The sequence below is a fragment of the Stenotrophomonas sp. WZN-1 genome, assembly GCF_002192255.1.
Lineage (GTDB): Bacteria > Pseudomonadota > Gammaproteobacteria > Xanthomonadales > Xanthomonadaceae > Stenotrophomonas.
The window spans coordinates 3,597,458-3,615,763 of record NZ_CP021768.1 but is presented as its reverse complement, the minus strand read 5'-3'; the positions used below and the strand labels follow the sequence as shown (position 1 = coordinate 3,615,763).

Annotated in this window: 12 protein-coding genes; 11 read left to right on the top strand and 1 reads right to left on the bottom strand. The window is 65.2% G+C overall.

All coding sequences use genetic code 11. The features are described from left to right. The 11 genes from recG to CCR98_RS16860 all read left to right on the top strand — a co-directional run bounded on the left by recG (nt 1) and on the right by CCR98_RS16860 (nt 17,022). Nucleotides 1-2,112: an ATP-dependent DNA helicase RecG gene (gene recG / locus CCR98_RS16910; RefSeq protein ID WP_087923511.1), complete on the top strand. Its 2,112-nt coding sequence runs from the start codon at nt 1-3 to the stop codon at nt 2,110-2,112. Nucleotides 2,113-2,527: 415 nt separating this feature from the next. Beyond that, nucleotides 2,528-3,466, top strand: coding sequence for a nucleoside hydrolase (locus CCR98_RS16905; RefSeq protein ID WP_087923510.1), 939 nt, complete (start codon nt 2,528-2,530; stop codon nt 3,464-3,466). A gap of 88 nt (nt 3,467-3,554) precedes the next feature. Beyond that, nucleotides 3,555-3,797: a type B 50S ribosomal protein L31 gene (locus tag CCR98_RS16900; RefSeq protein ID WP_005418951.1), complete on the top strand. Its 243-nt coding sequence runs from the start codon at nt 3,555-3,557 to the stop codon at nt 3,795-3,797. 296 nt (nt 3,798-4,093) lie between these two features. Next, the gene (locus tag CCR98_RS16895) at nt 4,094-5,371 is read left to right on the top strand and encodes a citrate synthase (protein WP_014038331.1); all 1,278 of its coding nucleotides are present in this window, start codon (nt 4,094-4,096) and stop codon (nt 5,369-5,371) included. Nucleotides 5,372-5,622: 251 nt separating this feature from the next. Beyond that, nucleotides 5,623-5,985, top strand: a complete 363-nt coding sequence (locus CCR98_RS16890; protein ID WP_087923509.1) for a NirD/YgiW/YdeI family stress tolerance protein — start codon at nt 5,623-5,625, stop codon at nt 5,983-5,985. A 344-nt stretch (nt 5,986-6,329) separates the two neighbouring features. After that, nucleotides 6,330-6,830, top strand: a complete 501-nt coding sequence (locus CCR98_RS16885) for a CS1 type fimbrial major subunit (protein WP_087923508.1) — start codon at nt 6,330-6,332, stop codon at nt 6,828-6,830. Nucleotides 6,831-6,891: 61 nt separating this feature from the next. Further along, complete coding sequence (locus CCR98_RS16880; protein WP_087923507.1) at nt 6,892-9,624, top strand: TcfC E-set like domain-containing protein; 2,733 nt, start codon at nt 6,892-6,894, stop codon at nt 9,622-9,624. After that, the gene (locus CCR98_RS16875; protein WP_087923506.1) at nt 9,621-10,754 is read left to right on the top strand and encodes a CfaE/CblD family pilus tip adhesin; all 1,134 of its coding nucleotides are present in this window, start codon (nt 9,621-9,623) and stop codon (nt 10,752-10,754) included. Before CCR98_RS16880 ends, CCR98_RS16875 begins: the two co-directional genes overlap by 4 nt. An 18-nt stretch (nt 10,755-10,772) precedes the next feature. Further along, nucleotides 10,773-11,480 carry a pilus assembly protein gene (locus CCR98_RS16870; RefSeq protein ID WP_087923505.1) on the top strand — a complete coding sequence of 236 codons (708 nt, stop codon included), beginning with the start codon at nt 10,773-10,775 and terminating at the stop codon, nt 11,478-11,480. Between the two features lie 61 nt (nt 11,481-11,541). Then, the gene (locus CCR98_RS16865) at nt 11,542-16,209 is read left to right on the top strand and encodes an ESPR-type extended signal peptide-containing protein (protein WP_087923504.1); all 4,668 of its coding nucleotides are present in this window, start codon (nt 11,542-11,544) and stop codon (nt 16,207-16,209) included. Between the two features lie 69 nt (nt 16,210-16,278). After that, nucleotides 16,279-17,022: a hypothetical protein gene (locus tag CCR98_RS16860; protein ID WP_087923503.1), complete on the top strand. Its 744-nt coding sequence runs from the start codon at nt 16,279-16,281 to the stop codon at nt 17,020-17,022. A gap of 136 nt (nt 17,023-17,158) precedes the next feature. Here the strand turns inward: CCR98_RS16860 and CCR98_RS16855 are convergent, their stop codons facing one another. Further along, a complete protein-coding gene (locus CCR98_RS16855; protein WP_012511978.1) occupies nt 17,159-17,803 on the bottom strand; it encodes a hypothetical protein in 645 nt (214 codons plus the stop codon). Nucleotides 17,804-18,306: the final 503 nt, after the last annotated feature.

Sequence of the window (18,306 nt, the reverse complement as noted above, 5' to 3'; positions counted from 1 at the left end):
GTGGCACGCAAGGCGGCGGTCACCCCGGTCCTGTCACCGTCCGGCGAAGCATCCCTGGCGATGCTTGCGGGCGTGGGCCCGGCCGTGGCCGCCAAACTGCAGGCGCGTGGCCTAGCCACCCTGCAGGATCTCTGGCTTCACCTGCCGCTGCGCTATGAAGACCGGACCCGGCTGACCCGCATCGAAGACCTGCGCAACGGCGTGCCGGCGCAGGTGGAAGGGCGGGTGGTCGCGGTCGAGCGCGGCATGCGTTACCGGCCGATGCTGAAGGTCGCGGTGGAGGACGAAGGGCAGGGCACCCTGGTGCTGCGCTTCTTCCATTTCCGCCAGCAGCAGGTCGGCCAGTTCGCGGTCGGCAACCGGCTGCGCTGCTTCGGCACCCCCAAGCCGGGCCACCTCGGCCTGGAAATCGTCCATCCCAGCTACCAGGTGCTGGGCCGCAACGACGATCCCGAACTTGGCGACCGCCTCGACCCGGTGTATCCCACCGTCGAAGGCGTGGGCCCGATGACGATGCGCAAGCTGATCGGCCAGGCCCTGGATCGCCTGCCCGAGGAAAGCGCGCTGGAACTGCTGCCCAGCGGCTGGCTGGATGGCCTCGGCCTGCCGTCGCTGCGCAGTGCGTTGCTGACCGTGCACCGGCCGCCGCCGGATGCCGATCTGGCCGCCCTGGCAGCAGGCACGCACCCGGCGCAGCGTCGCCTGGCGATGGAAGAACTGCTGGCCCATCACCTCAGCCTGCGTCGCCAGCGCATTGCCTTGCAGGCGCACCATGCGCCGCCGCTGGCCGGCCCCGGCAAACTGGCCAAGGCGCTGCTGAAACAGCTGCCGTTCGCCCTGACCGGCGCACAGGCGCGTGTGTTCAAGCAGATCCGTGAAGACCTCGCGCGCCCCAGCCCGATGCTGCGGCTGGTGCAGGGCGACGTCGGCTCCGGCAAGACCGTGGTTGCCGCACTGGCGGCGATGCTGGCGGTGGAGCAGGGCAAGCAGGTCGCATTGGCCGCCCCCACCGAACTGCTGGCCGAGCAACATCTCAACAACCTGCGCGGCTGGCTGGAACCGCTCGGCGTGCGTATCGCCTGGCTGGCCGGCAAGGTCACCGGCAAGGCGCGCGCGAAGGTGATGGAGCAGGTCGCCAACGGCGAAGCGCAGGTGGTGGTCGGTACCCATGCACTGATGCAGGAAGCGGTTGTATTCCAGGATCTGGCCCTGGCCATCGTCGATGAGCAGCACCGCTTCGGCGTGCACCAGCGGCTGGCGCTGCGCGACAAGGGCGCGGGCGGCAACAGCGTGCCGCACCAGCTGGTGATGACTGCCACGCCGATTCCGCGCACGCTGGCGATGTCCGAATACGCGGATCTGGATGTCTCGGCCATCGACGAACTGCCGCCAGGCCGCACGCCGGTGCAGACCGTCGCACTCAACAATGACCGCCGCCCGGAGCTGATCGAGCGCATTGCGCTGGCCTGCCAGGAGGGGCGGCAGGTGTACTGGGTGTGCACGCTCATCGAGGAAAGCGAGGAGCTGGATGCAACGCCCGCGCAGGCCACCTTCGAATCGCTGCAGGCGCTGCTGCCGGGCGTGCGCGTTGGGCTGGTGCACGGCCGCCTGAAGGCCGCCGAGAAGCTGGCGACGATGGTGGCGTTCAAGGCCGGCGACATCGACCTGCTGGTCGCCACCACCGTCATCGAAGTGGGCGTGGACGTGCCGAATGCCTCGTTGATGGTGATCGAGAACGCCGAGCGCCTCGGCCTGGCCCAGCTGCACCAGCTGCGCGGCCGCGTCGGCCGTGGTTCGGCGGTATCACGCTGCGTGCTGCTGTACCAGGCGCCGCTCTCGCAGATGGCGCGCGAGCGCCTGCAGACCATGCGCGAAACCAACGATGGTTTCGTCATCGCCGAGAAGGATCTGGAGCTGCGTGGCCCGGGTGAACTGCTGGGTACGCGCCAGACCGGCCTGGCCGGTTTCCGCATTGCCGACCTGGCCCGCGACGCCGGCCTGCTGCCCGGCGTGCACGCGCTGGCCGAGCGCCTGCTGGACCAGCAACCCGCGCTGGCCGACCGCGTGGTGCAGCGCTGGATCGGCACCGCCGTGCGCTACGCCTCGGCGTAATGCTGCCTTGGTGGGTGTGGTCCTTGGTCCACACATCCACGCTGCGCGCGTGAGTCGAGCATGGCTCGACTCTACAGAGAGCCTTTTCGATCAATCCGTGGATGTGTCGACCAAGGTCGACACCTACCAGAGCAGAACGCCGTTCCGACAGACCGCGGGAAATTGTCGAAGGCGGGGTGGGTCCGGTGGCGGGGGCGTGAGCGCCATGGATGGCGCGACCGAGGCTACATGGATGTATTCACGCCGTCCCCCGCCATCGGACCCACCCCGCCATCCCACGGATAGCCAGCTTTTGCTCTTGCCGTTGCTCCGGCTTCTGCGGGTGCAGGGCGCAGCCCTGCCGAACCCCAATCCCCGTACTTGCAACGGTCATCATCCCGGTCCACACTTCGTTGCCGATCTGAAGACGGCAACGATGACCCACAAGATCCCCCTGTTGATCGACACCGACCCCGGTGTGGACGACGCCCTGGCCCTGCTGATGGCCTTTGCCGATGAGCGGCATGACGTGGTCGCCCTGACCATCGCCGCTGGCAATGTCGGCCTGCAGTACACCGTCCGCAACGCCCTCAAGCTCTGCGACATCGTCGGCCGCGCCGACGTGCCGGTGTTTGCCGGAAGCCCGGATCCGCTGCTGCATCCCTCCGTCGACGCTGCCCACGTGCACGGCCGTGACGGCTATGGTGACGTGGATCTGCCGCCGCCGAGCCGCCAGGCTGAAGCCGAACACGCTGCGCTGGCCATCCTGCGCCTGTCGCACGAGCATGCCGGCGACCTGATGCTGGTGATGCTTGGCCCGCTGACCAACCTGGCGCTGGCCCTGAAGCTGGACCCGACCCTGCCCCAGCGCATCAAGCGCATCGTGGTGATGGGCGGAGCGGTCACCTGCCACGGCAACATCACGCCGGCGGCCGAATTCAACATCGCCTTCGATCCGGAAGCCGCGCACGTGGTGTTCACCTCGTTCAAGCACCTGCTGGTGTCGGACTGGGAGGCCACCGTCGCCCACGGCCTGCCGCTGGAAGAAGCCGAGAAGTGGCTGCAGGCCGACTCCGATCGTGCCCGCTTCTACGAGCTGATCTCGCGCAAGACCCGTGGCCTGTCCGAAGACAGCAAAGGCGGGCGCTGGTACACCGCCGACGCGGTCGCCATGGCGTGGGCGCTGAACCCGGAAGGGCAGTTGCGGGTCGAATCGCGGCCGCTGAACGTGGAGCTGAACGGCACGTTCAGCCGCGGCGCCACCATCGTCGACTGGAACCGCCAGACCGGCCAGCCGGACAACTGCGATCTGCTGATGGCCTACGACCAGCAGCGTTTCGAGGCCCTGGTACGCCAGGCCCTGGGCGCGGACTGAAGCCGATCGACCGGCACCGGTTGCCCCGGGCGGCAACCGGTGCTTATAATGCCGCTCTTGACCACCAGCCCATTTACGGTGTGAGCCCATGAAGGCCGATATCCATCCGAACTACCGCGACGTCGTCTTCCATGACGTCACCTCCGATTTCAAGTTCCTGACCCGCTCGACCATGGGCACGAAGGAAACCATCCAGTGGGAAGACGGCAACGAATACCCGCTGGTCAAGGTTGAAATTTCCTCTGCTTCGCACCCGTTCTACACGGGCAAGCACAAGGTCATCGACACCTCGGGCCGTATCGACAAGTTCCAGAAGCGCTACGCGCGCTGATCTGTCGATCCCGCTTCGAACCGACGGCCGCGCTCTGCGCGGCCGTTTGTTTTTCCCCAACGCCTACCCAACGGGCGTTTGGATGGACGGAACACTGCGTTCGTATGACAACGCTTTTGCCGATCCGGGCCGCTTGCTGGCCGGGTTCTGGCCGCCTGCCGTCTACGACTTCTGTCTAGCGCCGGGCAAATGCTGCTGTGCGATAATGGCGTGATCCACGACACAGGTCGTGGACGTCATTCACGTGCCTGACCAATGCGCTTGGGCAGGCGCCTTCCCATGAAGGAGCGCACACAGTGTCCGATCTTGATCAGGTCACGCTCAACGCCGGCGATAAGTCGGTCGTTCTGCCCGTCATCAAACCCACCCTTGGCAACGACTGCGTCGACATCGCGAAGCTGACCAAGGAAACGGGGTTCTTCACCTACGATTCCGGCTTCACCGCGACGGCCAGCTGCAAGTCCGCCATCACCTACATCGACGGCGACAAGGGCGTGCTGCTGTACCGCGGCTACCCGATCGAACAGCTGTCGGAAAAGTCGAGCTACGTCGAAGTGGCCTACCTGCTGATCAACGGCGAGCGCCCGAGCGCCGAGCAGCTGAAGGCCTTCACCGATGAGCTGACCGCCGAAGCCAACGTCGATGATTCGATCAACACCCTGATCGGCAGCTTCGCCAAGGATGCCCACCCGATGGCCATCCTGGCTGCCGCGATCGCGCAGCTGTCGGCCATCTATCACGACTCGCTGGACCTGTCCGACGCCGAACAGCGCCGCCAGGCCGCCGTGCGCCTGATCGCCAAGGTGCCGACCCTGTCGGCGCTGATCTACCGCCACGGCAAGGGCCTGCCGGCCAACAAGCCGGACACCTCGCTGGACTACGTCAGCCGCTTCCTGAAGCAGACCTTCGAGTCGGCTGATGGCCAGTACGATCTGAACCCGGACGTGGTCAAGGCGCTGGACCTGCTGTTCATCCTGCATGCCGACCACGAGCAGAACGCCTCGACCTCGACCGTGCGCCTGGTCGGCTCGACCGGTGCCAACCCGTACGCGTCGGTCGCCGCTGGCGTCACCGCGCTGTGGGGTCCGGCCCACGGCGGTGCCAACGAAGCCGTGCTGAAGATGCTGGAAGAGATCGGCAGCGCCGACAATGTCGAGTCCGCCGTGGTCAAGGCCAAGGACAAGACCTCCGGCTTCCGCCTGATGGGCTTCGGCCACCGCGTCTACAAGAACTTCGACCCGCGCGCCAAGGTCATCGGCGAGATGACCAGCAAGGTACTCAAGCAGCTGGGCGTGCAGGACCCGCTGCTGGACGTGGCCGTGAAGCTGGAACAGGCCGCGCTGCAGGACGAGTACTTCGTCGCCCGCAAGCTGTACCCGAACGTCGATTTCTACAGCGGCATCATCTACAAGGCGCTGCAGATCCCGACCGAAATGTTCACGGTCATGTTCGCCCTGGGCCGTACCTCCGGCTGGGTCTCGCATTGGCTGGAACAGCAGGTCGATCCGGAAATGAAAATCGGCCGCCCGCGCCAGGTCTACACCGGCAGCGACGTGCGCGACTACCAGGGCTGATCGCCCCGCGTAGGTTGTGCCGAGAACGCCCCGCATCCGCGGGGCGTTTTTTTGTCCTGATCGTGTTCGACGGATGGTGGGTGCGGACCGTTGGTCCGCACGATCCCCGAGTGATCGCTGTAGAGCCCGCTTCAAGATCTGAATGCCTTCTGACACTGAATGTCGCTTTCACATCTTTTCGGATCTATTTCATAGGCATCACATCCGAGGCGATAGAACCTGAGGGCACTTACTCAGCCAAGGAGAACACCATGAACCGACTGCTTGCCATTGCCCTCATCGCCACGCCGCTGGCTCTGCTGAGCCCGCACGCATTTGCCCAGTACACCGGCCCAGGCGCAGGAACCGCTGTCAGTACAGTAAACGACGCGCGTGCCCAGCGCGATGACCATCCGGTGGTGCTGCGTGGCAACCTCGTCGCCAAGCTCGGTCACGAGCGCTATCAGTTCCGCGATGCGAGCGGCCAGATCGAAGTGGAGATCGACGACGAAGACATGCCGCCGCAGGCCGTCGGCGCCGATACCGTGGTCGAGTTGCGTGGCAAGGTCGACACGCATCGGTTCAAGCCGACCGACATTGATGTTGACCGCGTTACCGTGGTGCCTGCGGGTTGAGGCTCGCTTGCGGTAGCGACATGGCGTGAGTCGAGCCACGCTCGACTCACGCGCCAAACGCGTATCAGAAGAGCAGCCGACTAACAGTCGACTCTACAAAGGAAATGCAATGAGGTTTATTGCATTCCACAAATGAGGGGAATTGCATAACCCTCAAACATTGAACCCCCTCAAGGATTCTCCTTAACGTTCAGTGTTTTAGGAAAGCTTGAATGGTCTGCACAGCAAGGGGTTTCTAACATTCTCTCCGTCGCCCGCACCCATCCCCGCGGGCGGCGCTTCCCTCCCTTTTCTCCTTGGGGAGGGGAGCTTTCATATTCCCCCTTGTCCGAGAGAGACAACCCATGCACGCCATTATCAAGAAGGCCGCGCTCGCTGCAGCGCTGGCCACGGCTTCGCTGTCCGCGCATGCCGTGGAAACCAAGATCTCCGTCTACGCCGATGTCGACCCGACCCTGGCACTGCTGCGTGATGACGGCAGCGCGCTGCCGGACGCCGTCACCCTGACCCACGATCCGTTGCGTGGCCTGATTCCGGACACCCAGCACGTGCGCATCCACTCCAACGATGACACCGCCGATATCGAAGCCAAGATTGGCGGTGCATTCGTGCTGGCCAATGGTGACGGCAAGATCACCGTGCCGATGACGGTCAGCCTCAACAACCGCGCACTGGGCCTCACTGCTGTCGAATTCAAGGCAGCCGATCTGTTCACCGGTGCCGGTTCGACCCCGGGCGCCTCGATCTCGATGCCGCTGGTCATCGCCCAGACCGCACCGGCGCCGCTTACGACCCAAGGGCGCTACTCGGGCGTCGTCAACATCGTGCTGAGCCAGAAGCCCTGATCGAAGGCTTCCCCAGTGCCGGCCCGTACTGCGGGCCGGCTGTTTCTCCAGTGGTACCCCCATGACATCACACGCCCCCGCCATCACCCGGCTGGCGGTCGCGCTCGCCCTGGCGCTGGCAACGCCGCTGGTGGCCGCGCGCGGCGTCCCGCCCGGCTTCGAGGATCTGGTCGAAGGCCAGACCGAACAACTCGACATCCAGCTGTTCGGCCGCTCGGCCGGGCTGTCGCCGGTGCGCGTGACCCTGGAGCACGTACAGCTGGAAGATCCCGCAAGCGTGCTGCAGGCGCTGGACCTGCCCGCCGAAGCACAGGCCGCGCTGTTGCCGGCGCTCTCGCAACCCATGCCGCGCAACAGCCATCTGGCCTGCCGCTTCGGTGGCGCCACCGCCGGCTGCGGCTATCTCGATCCACCGGACGACCCCGCCGCCGTGCGCGCGCTGTACGACGAAGGCGAGGGCGCGTTGCGCCTGTTCGTCGCCCGCCAGTGGATTCCCGGCAAACCGGCCGCCGCGCGCTTCCACACAGTCAGCGCCAACGCCGAGAACGCCTTCCTGCACCAGCAGGTGATCAACGTGAGTGGCAGCCGCGACTACCAGACGCTGTCCGCGCGTGGCACCGGCGTGCTGGGCCTGTTCGATCGCGGGCATGTCTCCGCCGAATGGAACTTCAACCAGCAGCGCTACCGCAGCCGCGGCAGTGACAGCGCGTTCGAGTTCGACAACGTCTATTACCGCCACGACCTGGGGCAGGCGCACTACCTGCAGGCCGGGCGCATGGACCGCCGCAATCTATCCAGCCCGCAGGGCGGCACCTTCAGTTTCAGCATGCTGCCGCTGGACCGGCTGCAGGGCCTGCGCGTGGGTACCACCCACGCCTATGTGGACGCCGATGCCGCCGTGCAGGCCACGCCTCTGACCGTGCTGCTGGCGCGCGACGCACGCGTCGATGCCTACGATGGCACGCGGCTGCTGCAGACCTCCTACCTGCAGGCCGGCATCAACCAGATCGACACCCGTAACTTCCCGTTCGGCAACTACAACGTCACCCTGCGCATCTACGAAGACGGCGTGCTGGTGCGCAGCGAAGACGCGCCGTTCGACAAGGGCGGCGACTGGACCAACAGCCAGTGGCAGTGGTTCGTGCAGGGCGGCAAGCGCAACGAGCGCCGTAGTGATCGCTTCGATGGTGAACGCGTGGCGGTGGCCGGCATGCGCGTGCCGCTGGGCCGGGACGTGGCGGTGGTGGCCGGTGCCGCCGACCTCGGCGGCTTCCGCTACGGCGAACTGCGCGTGGACCTGCGCCGCCTGTACGCCACCCAGGAACTGCGCGCCAGCTTCGGCGGCATGCGCGGCAACGATGGCAGCACCGGCCAGCAGTACCAGCTGTCGTACCGCCGCACTGCGTCCTGGAACATCTACCAGCAGCGCATGCGCGGCAAGGCCTGCCAGTTCGAGGCCGACGCGCGCGACCAGCTGGGCTGCACCAACTCGCTCACCGCCTCGATGGCGCTGCCGCTGGCCGGTGGCAGTGCCTATGTGGGCTACACGCGGCGCCAGACCTGGCGCGCCGGGCGTGTCCTGCCCGGTGCGGAAGACGACCCGCTGGCCGGGCTGGACCCGCTGCTGCCACCGCCGCCGCCATGGCAACCGCGCCGCGAGCCGCAGCTCAGCCGCACCTGGCAGGCCAGCTTCAGCCGCAGCCATCGCTGGCAGGATTTCAGTGTCTCCACGCGCGTGGGTGTGTGGCAGCAGCGCGCCAGCGACAGCCTGCGCGGCAATGATCAACGTGATCGCGGCATCTACTTCAACCTGAGCCTGACCCGCCTGCTGCGCGGCACCGTCGGCAGCGGCCAGCGCCGCTACAGCGTGGACGTGCGCCAGCCGCAGCACCAGCGCCCGGACATCAACTACAGCGTCGGCCACAGCCTGCGCCAAGACGTGGACGCGCAGTACCGCGAGCTGTCGGCCGAACTGCGTGCCAACAACAGCGACCGCTACAGCGCCACGCTCAGCGGCCAGCTGCAGAACAGCCTCGGCCAGAGCGGCGCCACGCTGGCGCACTACCAGCAGCGCGGCCGTAGCGAGACCGCCTACAGCGGCATGCACAGCTCCGGCTTCGCGCTGGGCAAGCGCGGCTTCTACTGGAGCGGCAGCAACGGCGCCGATGCCGGCCTGGCCGTACAGGTGGCCGACACCGACGACGTCGACCTGCGTGGCGTGGCGGCCGAACTGCAGGTGGGCGGCCTGCGCCGGCAACGCCTGCAGATTGGCGAGCGCCGGTTGCTGCCGTTGTCGTCGTACCAGTCGCACCGTGCCGAAGTGCAGGATGCCAGCACGCTGGACAGCATCGCCGCCATCCGCGTGACCGGCGTGGGCGGTGCACGCCCAATGTTCCTCAGCCCCGGGCGGCTGATGCGCATGCCGGTGCCGATCGAGGTGACCTACACCTTCATCGGCAACGCCAAGGATCTTGCCGGAGCGCCGCTGGGTGGCGCCCGCATCCTCAACGCGCCGGTGCCCGGCACCAGCGCCAACGGTGGCTTCGTCGCCGATTTCCCGCGTCGCGAGACAACGCTGTACCTGCTGCAGGACGACCGCCTGCTGCACTGCCCGCTGCAGGTGCGCGAGCGCCGCCAGGTGGTGCTGCTGGTCGGCGCCGTGCACTGCGAGCCGCTGGCCGTGGCCCAGCTGCCGCCGCAGATACGCCAGCAGGCCCGCGTTACCCGCCTGCTGCAGGAACGCGCGTTGATTGCCGCCACGCCCCAGACCGCTGCTGCAGGAGGAACGCCATGAACCGGCGTGTGTTGTTGGTGTTGATGCTGGTGTGTGCGCTGGTGGCGCTGGCGCCGAGGGCGTGGGCGCAGTGGCCGCCGGAAACGCACCCGACGGATCAGAGCAGGGACATCGTGATGTCGTGGGATCGCTCGGCGGTGCCGGGGGATGTGGAGTTGTGGGCACCGCGGACGGTGTTGGGGTTCAGTCACGACCTGGCGCTGAAGTATGGGCAGATCCATGTGGTTTGTGGGTCTGCTTCTGATAGTGAGTTTGGGAAGTGCCCGACGGAAAGTGAGCCGAAAATGTCAGTGGGAACAACTGAGATAGCGTTGCGTCTCGTTGATCTTAGGACCGGCCTGCGTACGGAAGTTCGTGCGGTAGGAAGCGTGTTGCGGGTTATGTCGGGTCCTCGTTGCAATATCGATTACTGGGACGATCAGAAGCGCATTCTGAATGAAGCGTTCTGGTACCAATGTGTATCGGACGAACCAGTCGGCACAGGTGCTGCTCTGACTATTCCAGCATATGAGCTTGCGAGGCTCGTTGCCGGCCACTGGAAGGCAACGATGCGCCTGAACATCAAGACCGACCCAGCCGCCGCACCGGTTGCAACAGCCACCTTCAACTTCGACTTCACCGTCACCGACTACGACGCCATCTCGATCTACTTCCCCGGCTTCGATGGCGTTGCACCCCTGGTCAACATGGACCTGCGCTACGACCCCATCCGCAAGGTCGTCGCCGGGCGCAAGGACGTGGACATGTGCCTCTACGACGGGGTGGGTTCGCAGAGCGAATTCCTCGGTGTCACCGTGCGCGACAGCGGGCCACGCCCACCGCCGGGGCGCGACTTTGCGGTTTGGCATCAGGACGGAGGCAGCGATGACACCCAGCGCCTCGACTACCAGGTCGGCCTGAACTACGGCGGCAATCTGCTGGCAATGAAGCACGGCGAAGAACAGTTGCTGCGCGGCATCGACAGCGCACAACTGCGCATGGTGCTGCTGCCGGGCATCAGCCAACCGGTGTACTGCGTACCCACGCCACTGACGCTGGAAACACCGCCCACGCCCATCGCCAGCAAACGCCCCGGTCTCTACGAGGGCGAGCTGACGGTAGAGCTGCGCGTGCCGACCGCCAAACCCTGATCCCCACGGAGGCTCATCATGAAGAAGCTGCTGTTCTGCCTGTTGCCGTTGAGCGCACTGCTGGCCCCGCCGGCACAGGCCAATCTATCCATTCATCCGATGCGCGCAACGGTGGATGCCAAGCACGGCACGAAGATCCGCGTGTACTCGCAATCCACCCAGCCGCAATACGTGCAGGCACGCCTGCTGCGCATCACCAACCCGGCACAGGTGGATGAGGAAGAGATCGAAGTGGAAGCTGCCGATGCGGCGATTGCCATCACGCCTGGCAAGTTCGCACTCAGCGGTGGTGGCAATCGCCTGATCCGGGTAATCCCGCTGCGGACCGTCGAGAAGGAGGCGGCCTACCGCATCTACTTCGAGGGGGTGAAAGGTCCCGACGGCACGATCCTGGAAGGCGATGAACAGGCGGCGCAGGCCAACGTCGGCGTAAGCCTGGTCTGGGGTGCGCTGGTGAACGTAGTGCCCGCCAAAGGCAGCGTGGATCTGCAACTGCAGGGCAACACCCTGCGCAACACCGGCACGTTGCGTGTGGGCATCACCGGTGCTGCCGAGTGCAGCGCCGGTGGCGTGTGCACGCCGCTTGAGCTGTCCAGAAGTCTCTACCCCGACGCTGCGCTGACCTTGCCATTCCAGCTCAAGCCGGGCAGCACCCTGCAGTTGCAGTACCGACTGTCGAACGACAGCTATCGCGATCACGTAACGACCCTGGCGCCGAGCGCCTGACCTTCTATCGCCCCGCGCAAGCGCGGGGCTTCATTTCCCTTGTCCTGTTAAGGAAAAAAGAATGAACAGAATCTATCGCCGTATCTGGAATCACGCAAAGCAATGCTGGGTTGTGGCGAGCGAATCGGCCACCGCTAGGGGTAAAAGGACGGGTTCCCTGCGTGATCGGCGAAAGGCGGCGCTATTGACTCTCCTGGCGATGGGAGGCGCTACCGGGAACGCGAGCGCTGGTCACGATTTCGGATGTTCGCCTACGGATGGCGCTGTTTATCGAGACTGCCTTCCGTTCATGGGACATTGGAATCCGCGCATGTCAATAGGATATGCCGATCTTGGCCCGGGGGTTGAGAACTCGATGGCGATCGGTGCGGGGTCTCGGATAAATGGGAGTTATTCATTTGCCTTCGGGCAGGGTGCCACTATCGGGAAGCGAAATAGTGTTGCGTTTGGCTATCACGCTACAACCCAAGATGTGGATAGCATTGCTATTGGGGAGAATGCAAAAACGGGAGGTAATGGGGGGCACAACCTCGCTGTCGGAACCAACGCATTTGCCGATTACATCGGTGCTACAGCGGTGGGAAATGGCTCAAAAGCGCAAGGCGAGAACACTGTCGCAATCGGGAGTGGGGCGTCTGCAACTTCGGCAAATTCGGTCGCCATTGGGGCCAACTCCGTAGCCAATGCTGGCAATACGGTCTCAGTGGGAAGTAGCAGCATGAAGCGGCGGATCGTAAACGTTGCACCAGGTGGTGTGTCCTCCGGTAGCGCAGATGCGGTGACCGGTGGTCAGCTGTACGACACGAATCAGGCGGTGAGTGCCGCACGTAGTCGCGCAGATTCAGCTTATTCCGTTGCAGGTGCGGCCCAGACCACGGCCAATACGGCCAGAACCAATGCCGACAATGCGCTGAGCAAGGCGAACACGCTGAGTGGGCTGTTGAGTCAAGCCTCCGCGTCTGAGAATGTCCGCCTGGGCGGCAGCAACACTGGCACGGTGCTGGATGTCCGCAACAGCGCAAATGCCAATCGCAAAGTCACAGGAGTGGCAGACGCAACGCTGAGCACAACCAGCACTGAGGCAGTGTCTGGCAAGCAGCTTCATGCCACCAACACCAAGCTGGGGACTGTTGAGAAGACCGCAGATGCTGCGAAAGTGGAGGTGGCAGCGGTACGGACCATCGCGCAGGCCGCCACGAACCGCATCGATGCAACGACCTTGGCTTTGGGCAGAGGCGCCACCGCAGAGAATGGCAGCTACGGCATCAGCACCGCACTCGGCAACAACGCAAAAGCGTACAACGGCCGCAGCGTGGCGCTGGGCGACGACGCGCGTTCTGGCGTGGATGCGGACGGCAACAAGGTAGCCAACCAGAACGCGGGTGTCTCGGTCGGCGCCGGAACCCGCAGCGCAAACGGTGCGGTTGCAACGGGCTTCCGTGCAAATGCAAGCGGCAACTTCTCCATTGCCGTCGGCGGCGACGCCAAGGCCGAGGCAGAGCATGGCACTGCGGTTGGCTATCTGAGCAAAGCCAGCGCCACCCAGACAACGGCACTGGGTCGCGGTAGCGAAGCGACGGCACAGTTCGCCAGTGCGCTGGGCAATCTGGCCAAGGCAACGAATACCAGCTCCGTGGCATTGGGTGACCGCGCTCAGGCCACGCATGAGAACGCCGTTGCCTTGGGTGCAGGTGCGGTGACCGCCTCGGCCAATTCGGTATCGGTTGGCAGCGCCAGCAGGAAGCGGAAGATCCAGTACATCGCCGATGGTGTGGTGGGCGCCGGCAGTACCGATGCCATCACCGGCAACCAGCTTCATGCCACCAACCAGGCCGTGACCAAGGCCCAGACAGCAGCTGACGGAGCGAGGACCACCGCCAACGACGCAAAGGTGGAATCGGGCAAGGCGCTGGCCGAAACGGTGGTGCTGGGTGGCCTTGTCAACCAGACAGCTGTCAATGAGAGTGTTCGCCTGGGACAGAAGAACAGCGGCACCGTGCTGGATGTGCGTAACAGCGCGAACGCGAATCGGACGCTGATCGGCGTGGCCGATGGTGCGGTCAGCGCCAGCAGCGATGAGGCCGTCAACGGCAGGCAGCTCAATGCCACCAATGACAAGGTGACGACGGTGGAGGACATTGCCAGGACTGCGGGCAAGGAAGCTGCCGTGGCGAAGACGGATGCAGCCACGGCGCTGGCCGAGACAGCGGCGCTGGGTGGGCTTGTTGCGCAGGTATCTGCGTCTGGGAGTGTGCGTTTGGGCGAGAAGAACAGTGGCACGATCTTGGATGTGCGCAACGGCGCGAATGCCAATCGGAAGATCAGTGGTGTTGCAGATGGGCTCTTGAGCGCAAGCAGTGCCGAGGCTGTGTCTGGTAAGCAGCTGCATTCAACCAATTCACGCGTCTCAGATCTTGAGGATGTCGCGCAGTTTGTGAGTATAGGCTCGGCGCCCTTCAGTGAGCGCGCAGAAGCGGGTGCGGCAGGCGTTGCGGTGGGGAACTCAGCAAAGACGGGACTGGAGGGGGGAACTGCGGTAGGGACATTTGCAGAGGCCATGGGAAAGAACTCGACCGCAATTGGTAGAGCGGCGACTGTCTCTGTGGACTCTGCGAATGGATTTGCAATGGGAGTCGGTGCACAGGTCGGTGGAGGCGTGGGCGGTGCGAATGAAGGTATCGCGATTGGTGCTGCCGCAAGAGTTGAAGGCGGAGCTCATGGCTCCCTGGCACTTGGAAACGGTTCCCTGGCAGATGAAGAAGGAGTTGCGTCATTTGGCGGCGTTGGCATCCAGCGCCGCCTTGTAAACATCGCCCGCGGCACCGCCGACCACAACGCCACCACTGTCTCCCAGCTCAAGGATTCCCTCGCCACCCTCGGCGGCGGCGCAGGCATGGACGGCAGTGGCAACATCCTCGCCCCGACCTACACGGTGCAGGGCGGAACGCAGAGCACCGTCGAAGATGCGCTGATGGCACTCGATGGCGCCGTCATCACCGCCAGCCGTCGCGCGGACAAGGTGGAAGATCAGCTCAGTTCGATTTTCCAGGATTCACCTTCGGCCCGCGCCGACGGCATGAGCCAGATCGCGCTGAATGGCGTGAACGGCGTGGTGTTGACCAATCTTGCCGATGGCCGGGTGGCCCCAGGAAGCCGTGATGCCGTAACAGGCAACCAGCTGTACGCCGCAGAGCAGAAGATCTCGCAGAATCGGAATGATCTGGACGCGATGCGCAAGGAGCGGGAGATGGGGCAGCAGGCAATGCGAGGGTTGGATGCAAGTGTCATCGACTACGGTGGTGCGCGTTTGACTGGAGTGGCCGAGGCGAAGCTTTCGGCTGACAGTTCGGACGTTGTGCGCGGCAGTCAGCTGTATGAGACCAATAGCCGTATTTCGGAACTTGAGGGTGCTGCGCAGTTTGTGAGTATCGGGTCAGCCCCCTTTAGTGAACGCGCAGAAGCGGGTGTGGCAGGGGTCGCGGTCGGAAATTCAGCAAAGACGGGACTGGACGGGGGAACTGCGGTAGGCACGTTTGCAGAGGCGATGGGGAAGAACTCCACTGCTATCGGTAGAGGCTCAACTGTCTCTGTGGATTCCGAGAGTGGGTTCGCAATGGGAGCCGGCGCACTTGTCGGCGGGGACGCTGGCGGTGCGCGTGGAGGTGTGGCGATCGGTGCGGCCGCCAGGGTGGAAGCTGGTGCGGATCGGTCGCTGGCACTCGGTACGGGTTCTTACGCAAACGAGGCGGAAGTTGCATCATTTGGGGGCGTCGGTATGAAGCGCCGCCTCGTAAACATCGCCAACGGCACCGCCAACCACAACGCCGCCACCGTCGGCCAGCTGCGCGGTGCGCTCTCCGCCCTTGGCGGCGAGGTGGATGCCAACGGCAACATCGTCGGCCCGCGCTTCAACGTCCAGGGCCAGACGCAGTCCACGTTGAATGGTGCGCTGGAGGCGCTGGATGGTGCGGTCGTCACCAACACCTCGCGCGTGAACCAGGTCGAAACCCAGCTCCGCTCCGTCTTCCAGGACGCTCCCTCGGTCCGCGCCGACGGTGTCAACCAGCTCATCCTCGCCGGTGCTAATGGCATGGTCATCTCCAACGTGGCCAACGGCCTGATCGCGGCCGGCAGCCGTGATGCGGTCAACGGTGGCCAGCTGCATTCGATGCAGCAGCAGCTCAATGGCCGCATGGATGGGCTGGAGCAGCGCATCGACGATGCCCCGGCACCGCGCGCACTGGCGTCGTCCTCGGTGCCGAAGCCGCAGGCGGAGGAAACTCCTGTGGTACCGGAAGGCAAGGGCTCCCAGCAGGTTGCCTCGGTAGGCGAGGGTGATAGGCCCACGCCGCAGCCGAAGGCCAACAAGGACGACTCGCCGAAGCCGCAGGTCGACACCGCTGAACTGGAGAAGATGCTGGCCCGTGCCAACGAGTACACCGATGGTGCGATCAGCAACTTCGAGCGCCGCCTGGACAAGATGGACAAGCGCTTCAACCGCATGGCGGCGATGAGCAGTGCACAGAGCGCGATGGCGATGAACACCGCCGGCCTGGCCACCTACAACCGCCTCGGTGCGGGCGTGGGCTACAGCGAGGGTGAGTCGGCCATGGCGGTGGGCTACCAGCGCGTGCTCAACGAGAAGGGCTCGGCCACCTTCAGCCTCAATGGTGCGTTCACCAACAGCGGTGAGCGCAGCATGGGCGTCGGTGTGGGCATCGGCTGGTAAGCCATGGAGCCCTGGCGTGACGCGCGTAATCCACCCCGTCGCGCCGGGGTCCTTGCCGAGGAGATGGCAATGTATGGTTGGGTAAGCCGGTTCGTCAGCTACCGCACGTTCTATCTGTGGCGGGCGCGGTACTTCTACTACACCCGCAATCTGGACAGCTGGGTCCTGTTCACCCTGTTGTGCCTGACCGGCATGGTGCTGGTGCTCTGGTACCACTGGCGGGTGGTGAGCGTCCCGCCGCCGCGCGTGCATCCGGAGGTGGCAGCGCTGCGCGTGGAGAACATCACCGGCGAGGCGATCCATCGCATCGTGCTGGTGCAGCATGGCGGAACCACACCCGGCGAGCCGTTCACTACGCCGGAAGAAGTCCGGGCCGGTACGCTGCGCACGATGCGGGTGCGGGAGCTGCTGGACAGTTCGATGGTGTGGCAGCTGAAAGCTCACATGCTGGCCGACATGGCGGCGTACATCGAGGCCACGGGCAGCTGCTTCCCGTACCCGTGCTGGCAGCTGAAGCATCGGCTGTCGCTCCTCCGGGCTGCGGAGACGGAGAACACGGCCATCAACGAGGCGCTGGCGCCGGTGCTGGAGGTGCCGCTGGACAGGATGCCCAACCTCAACGGGGGGGAGCGCGCGCGGATACAGACGGCCTGGTCCGACACGTTCGGCGACGTCTACAACCAGACCTGGCTGTTGGCTGACCTGCAGGACATGCACGCCCGGATGATGATGGAGTATCCACGGCGCGCGGGTGCGCCGTGGCTGGCACGCCTGCTGACTGGTGATGCCAAGGAGCCGCATGAGCTGCGGTAGGCGGGCTTGAGCCAGGCTCGACTGCTCTTCGGTCAGGTATCCGGACGCCTGAAGGACCGTGCGGACCAACGGTCCGCACCTACCAAAGGCGAGCGCGGACCAACGGTCCGCACCCACCAAGAGACCGTAGCTACCGTCACCCGCCGATGTACGCGGTGATCTCCGCTTCGGCCAGCACCTGCCGCAGCTGCGCCACCGACGCGCGCCGCATCGGCTTCTCATCCACCGGTGACAGCGGCGCCTGGCGCAGGGCGTCGTAGGGCAGCACGGCGAGGTCGAAGGTCAGCTCTTCGGCACTGAACACCCACACCGGCACGTCCAGGCAGCGTTCGCGGTCCATGCGCAGGCGGCGCGTCCGCGACTCGGCAGGAATGCCGTGTTCGTCCAGGAAGCGGTGCACGGCCTCCGGGTCGTCGCTGTGCAGGTGCAGCTGCACGGGGCTGTTGGCGTCGGCGGTGCCGTCCAGCACGGGACCGGCCAGGCGCGGGGCGAAGCCGTGCAGGAACTCCAGCGCGCGCATCGCGGCTTCGCGGCGGCGCTGCAGTTCGTTGCCATGCTGGGGCCCGGAGAACAGCCGCTGGTACTCGCGCAGGGCGTCCTCGATCTCGGTATTGCGGGGAAGGGAGGCATCATCGTGGATGCCGAGCCGGCTGGCGGCCTTCAACTTGGCCTGGTGGTAGTCGCGGATGCCGCCTTCGGCCATCAGGCGGGCGGCTTCGTGGGCGAGGCGGTGGCGCCGCTCGCGGGTCTGGCTGGCAGCATGCTGACGGGCGCGATGCATGCGATGACTCCCTGTTGCGACCTGGCTACAGACTAGCGCACGGATGTGACATCTGCGTGGGTATTTCACGGAGGCACCAACCAACGGCTGGCCTCTACCAGGGCCGCATCGGTGCCAACCCACGGTTGGCACCCACCAACGCTTTGGTAGGTGCCGACCTTGGTCGGCACGGGGCGCCAACCAAGGTTGGCGGCTACCAGGGGCAGCATCGATGCCAACCCACGGTTGGCACCCACCAACGCTTTGGTAGGTGCCGACCTTGGTCGGCACGAGGCGCCAACCAAGGTTGGCGGCTACCAGGGGCAGCATCGATGCCAACCCACGGATGGCACCCACCAACGCTTTGGTAGGTGTCGACCTTGGTCGGCACGGGGCGCCAACCAAGGTTGGCGGCTACCAGGGGCAGCATCGATGCCAACCCACGGTTGGCACCCACCAACGCTTTGGTAGGTGCCGACCAGGGTTGGCCTCTACCAGGGCCGCATCGGTGCCAACCCACGGTT